Source organism: Streptomyces beijiangensis (genome assembly GCF_017315755.1).
Classification (GTDB): domain Bacteria; phylum Actinomycetota; class Actinomycetes; order Streptomycetales; family Streptomycetaceae; genus Streptomyces; species Streptomyces beijiangensis.
In genome coordinates this window covers 1-4,301 of the sequence record NZ_JAFLRJ010000451.1, presented here as the reverse complement: position 1 = coordinate 4,301, position 4,301 = coordinate 1, and the positions used below count along the sequence as shown (strand labels likewise).

Sequence of the window (4,301 nt, the reverse complement as noted above, 5' to 3'; positions counted from 1 at the left end):
CGCCACGACCCCGGCCCCCGCCCGAGCGCCGCTGAGCATGTCGTACGAGGTGTCACCGACCACCGCGATCTCCTGGACACCGTCGGCGGCCCCCGACCGCAGAAAGGCGGCGAGCACCATGTCCGGGTACGGCCGGCCGCGGCCACCCGCGTCGGCCGGGCAGAGCGTGAAGTCCGCCAGCCCCTCCCACCCGAGCGCCGCCAGGATCGCGTCCTGGGTGACCCGGGCGAACCCGGTGCTCAGGACGACGCTCCGCCCTTCCCCCCGCAGCCGCTCGATCGCTTCCCTGGCGCCGGGTATCGGCACGATGAGGCCCGCGGCGACGCGCTCCCCGTACGCCGCTTCGAAGGCCGCGTTGGCCGTCTGCGCGAGACCTTCGTCGCCCCCGAACAGGTGCCGGAACACGGAGATCTTCGACTCGCCCATGGTGGCGCGCACGTACCCGATCATCGACTCCGGGTCCGCGCCCATCTGCCATGCCGCCGCCGAGAACGCCTGCTCGACGAGCCCGCCGTCGGCCACCGTCGTACCGGCCATGTCGAGCACGACCAGGTTGAACTTCTTCTTGCTCACACTCATCAACTTCCTTACCAGCCCAGCTCGTTGGCGGTGGTCTCACCGATGGCCGGCGAGCAGGTCATGCCGCGCCCGCCGGGCCCGGTCACCAGCCACACACCGTCGCGCACCTGCTCGCGGTGAACAACACGCGTCGTGTCGGTGCACTGCGCGTACACCCCGGCCCAGCGGTGCCTGATCTTCGGCAGCGGCCGTCCGAGGAAGCTTTCGGCGACTCGCGCCACATGCTCGTACGGCTCTTCCCGCACATCGAACCCGAAGGGGTGCTCGTACTCATGGGTGTCGCCGATGGTCAGTCCGCCGTCCTTGCGCTGCACCATCAGCAGTTGCATCTTGTGCTCGGCGGCGACCGGGTCCTGGGCCTGCCCGGCGTTGAGCGCGTCGAGCGCCTCGCTCGCATAGGCGGGGTAGTAACGGAACGAGTCCGCGTCGGCGACCGACGTGGTCAGCGTCTCCCCCAGCGGCTCGGTCTGCATCATCTGCAGCCGGACCCGCCGCACCGGCAGCTCGGGGGCGAGCTCGCGCACCAGACCGCCGAGCCAGGCGCCGGTGCAGAACACCACGGCGTTCCCGGTGTGAACCTCACCGAGGTCGTCGCGCACGGCGTTTTCACCGATCACCTCACGGACCTCACGCCCGCCGATGTAGGTGTACCGCCCCGACGCCAACAGCGCTTTCTTCAGCTCAAGTTGGGCGACGCGCGGCTCCACTGCCGCATCGCGCTCGCAGTACAGGGCGGCCTCGAAGTCACCCTTCAGCGCGGGGTTGATCTCCCGTGCCTCGGCGGCGCTCACCACCCGGTAGCCGCGCGCCTCCGCGTCGCCGCGCTTCAACGCGGCCTCGGCGACGGCCAGTTCGAGTTCCCCCCGTACCGGCGTCAGGGACCCGTTGGCGCGGAAGCCGAGACCGGGCACCCGCTCCCCGATCTCCTCCCAGAGCACCCGGGCCCGCAGCGCGGTCTCCAGCTCCTCGCCGCCCGCGCGGCCGCTGACCCAGATCTGTCCGAAGTTACGGAGTGATGCGCCGCGTGCCTCGCTCTCGCGCTCGATCTGTACGACCTCGTGGCCGCGTTCCACTGCGTGCCAGGCGTGCATGGTTCCCACGACGCCGGCTCCAACGACTATGACTCTCACGACGGCTACGCTCCTTGGGAGGAGTGACCCGCTGCCGACCTCTCGGCAACGGCACGGTGAACAGCCTCCCAAGGCTGGCCTAGACCCGTTACGTCTCTGTTATCGACGCGAGTCGGGCCGTGTTCAGCGGAGGTCCGCGCCGAGCCGCGTCGTGAAGCTGAAGCGGTCGCCCCGGAAGAGCGTGCGCACCCGCTCCAGCGGCCGTCCGCCGGTGTCCCGCGAGAGCCGGTGGATCAGCAGCATGGGCAGCGCGGGCGGCGTACCGATGAGCAGGGCCTCGCGCGGAGTGGCCAGTACGGTCTCGATCCGCTCGTCCGCGTCCCCGAAGACGATCCCGAGCCGCTCGCGCAGATACGAGTAGAAGGAGGAGTCGGGCTCGAAGTCCACATCGAGCCGAGGCGCTCGCGCCACCGCGATGTACGTGCTCTCCAGGCCGACCCGCTCGTCGTCGGCGAGCAGCACCCGCTCCAGGTGCCAGACCTCCTCGTCCCGTGCGAACCCCATCTCGGCGGCGAGCGCCTTCGGGCACGGGAAGCGGTCGAGGGAGATCAGATGCCGTCCCGGCCGCCGTCCCTGCCGCCGTACGCCTTCGGTATAGCTCGCCAGCGACAGCGGCTGCTCCAGCTTGGGGCCGGCCACCACCGTGCCGCGCCCCTGCCGCCGCAGCCGTCCCTCCAGCAGCAGTTCGCGCAGCGCCTGGCGCACCGTCTCGCGCGAGACCTCGTACCGCAGGGCGAGATCGCGTTCGGTGGGCAGCAGTCCGCCCTCGCCCAACTCGCCGATCAGCAGCGCGATATGGGCCTTGACGGCGTAGTACTTGGGAATGCGGCCGTGCTCCGGGATGCCGGAGCGTACGGGTGCGCCAGGTGCCTGGTCATTCGGGTAGTCCACGCCGGGATGTTCTCATCCGAAGCTGAACGGATCCCCACCCACCGGTGCCCGCGCCGCGGTTACGGCTGCCGGCGCAGTCGCCGGGCACTCGCCACGAGGACTCCGCCGCCGAGGAACAGCGAACCGGCGGCAGTCCCGAGACCGGGCAGGGAGCCGGGGCCCGTCTCCGCGAGTTCGGCGCTTCCGACGCCGGGACCGACACCGGGACCGACACCGGGCGTGACACCGGGCGTGACACCGGTGGTGGCGTCGGCGGGGGCGACGATGCTGAAACGGTAGTCGTTCGACTCGCCGACCCAGTCGCCGTCGTCGCCCCTGCGCTGCACGACGGCGGCGCTGGCGAGGACCTCGGTGGAGGCGGCGTCGCGGGTGAGGCCGAGCCGTACTTTCACGGTGAGCGTTTTGCCCGCCCCGACCGTGAAGCCGGGGAAGCCGTCGTCGAAGACGCCGATGAGCTCGTCCTCGTCGGTGACCTCGAAGGAGACGGGGCGCCAGCGGCCGGTGTCCGCGTCGTAGAACTCCATGCGGATCTGACCGGGCTTCAGGGCGCGGTTCCGGTCGGTGAGGACGACCACCGGATGGATGGCGCGACAGGTGTCCTTGGCGCTGTTCGCCATGTCGAGGGACCAGGAAGCGGGTGCGCCGCCGGCGCTGTACGTGGTGGGCCCGCCGTAGAGCGTGGTCCCGAGCGGGAATCCGGCGCCGGCCGCGCAGACCTGCCGGTACGGCGGCCCGGCTTCGGCCGCCGCCGCCGCGGACACGGAGCCGACGGCTACGGGGACCAGCGCGGCCGCGGCCGTCGCGGCGGCAATCGAATTGCGCAGTCGCATGGGCAACGCTCGCTCCCGGGTGGACGCGTCCCACCAGGTGGCCACCCGGTGATGTCCGGCGACACTCCCATGCGCGCGCGCCCGGCCCGGAACGCCACGACCTCGTACGGCCGAACAGCCCGTCGATCCCGCTCGGTCAGGCCATTTTCGGTCCGTTGTGATTGGGACCGCCGCGGGCCGGCGCGGTTCCGCGCCCGAAGACGGGCGCGAGCACGAGCTGCGCGGCGCCTTCGGCGACCGCTCCCCGCCCGCCGTCAGCGGCGACGACGGGGACGGCGGGCGCGCCGCCCTGCCTGCGGGCCCGTTCCTCCAGCACGGCGCCGACCCCGCGTACGAAGAGATCCCGGTGGGCATCGACGGTCCGCCCGCCGAGGAGCACCCGGTCGATGTCGAGCAGCCCGACGAGGTTGGCGGCCCCGGCCCCCAGAAACCGTGCCGCGGCGGCCGGGTCGCCCCGCTCGACCGCGCCCAGACAGAGCGCCTCGATGCAGCCGCGCCCACCGCAGCCGCACGGGGGTCCGCCGAGCAGGATCGTCTGGTGGCCGAATTCACCGGCCCCGGTGCGGGCGCCCCGGTAGAGCGCGCCGTCGAGGACGAGCCCGGCGCCGAGCCCGCTCCCCAGATGCAGATACGCAAAGGAGTCGGAGGCCCCGGGCCCGCGCAGCGCGAGCCCCAGGGCTGCGGCGTTGGTGTCCTTGTCGAGCACCACGTCGCTCCCGAGCCGCCGCGCCAGCACCTCGCGCAAAGGCACCCCGTTCCACTGCGGAAACCCGGTGACGCGATGCAACACCCCGGCCCCATGATCAAGCGGCCCGGGAGCGGCCACCCCAACCCCGATGACCAACCCGGACGGGCAAATCAAGCCCGTCCG

5 protein-coding genes are annotated in these 4,301 nt (G+C 72.0%); all 5 read right to left on the bottom strand.

Annotated elements, in window-relative coordinates; translation table 11 throughout:
* The coding region (locus tag J0695_RS34300) for an HAD family hydrolase (RefSeq protein ID WP_206968678.1) at positions 1 to 579 on the bottom strand (579 nt) is incomplete at its 3' end.
* Positions 580 to 587: 8 nt separating this feature from the next.
* On the bottom strand, positions 588 to 1,709 hold the full coding sequence (locus J0695_RS34295; RefSeq protein ID WP_206968677.1) for a TIGR03364 family FAD-dependent oxidoreductase: 1,122 nt from the start codon (positions 1,707 to 1,709) through the stop codon (positions 588 to 590).
* A 123-nt stretch (positions 1,710 to 1,832) separates the two neighbouring features.
* A complete protein-coding gene (locus J0695_RS34290) occupies positions 1,833 to 2,600 on the bottom strand; it encodes a GntR family transcriptional regulator (RefSeq protein ID WP_206968676.1) in 768 nt (255 codons plus the stop codon).
* A gap of 59 nt (positions 2,601 to 2,659) precedes the next feature.
* Entirely contained in the window at positions 2,660 to 3,430 is a 771-nt protein-coding gene (locus tag J0695_RS34285) for a hypothetical protein (RefSeq protein ID WP_206968675.1), read from the bottom strand.
* Positions 3,431 to 3,566: 136 nt separating this feature from the next.
* On the bottom strand, positions 3,567 to 4,301 hold a 735-nt coding region (locus J0695_RS34280), incomplete at its 5' end, for an ROK family protein (RefSeq protein WP_206968674.1).

Excerpts from the sequence above, each read along its gene's own strand:
- J0695_RS34285 (WP_206968675.1), bottom strand. The coding sequence starts at position 3,430 with ATGCGACTGCGCAATTCGATTGCCGCCGCGACGGCCGCGGCCGCGCTG.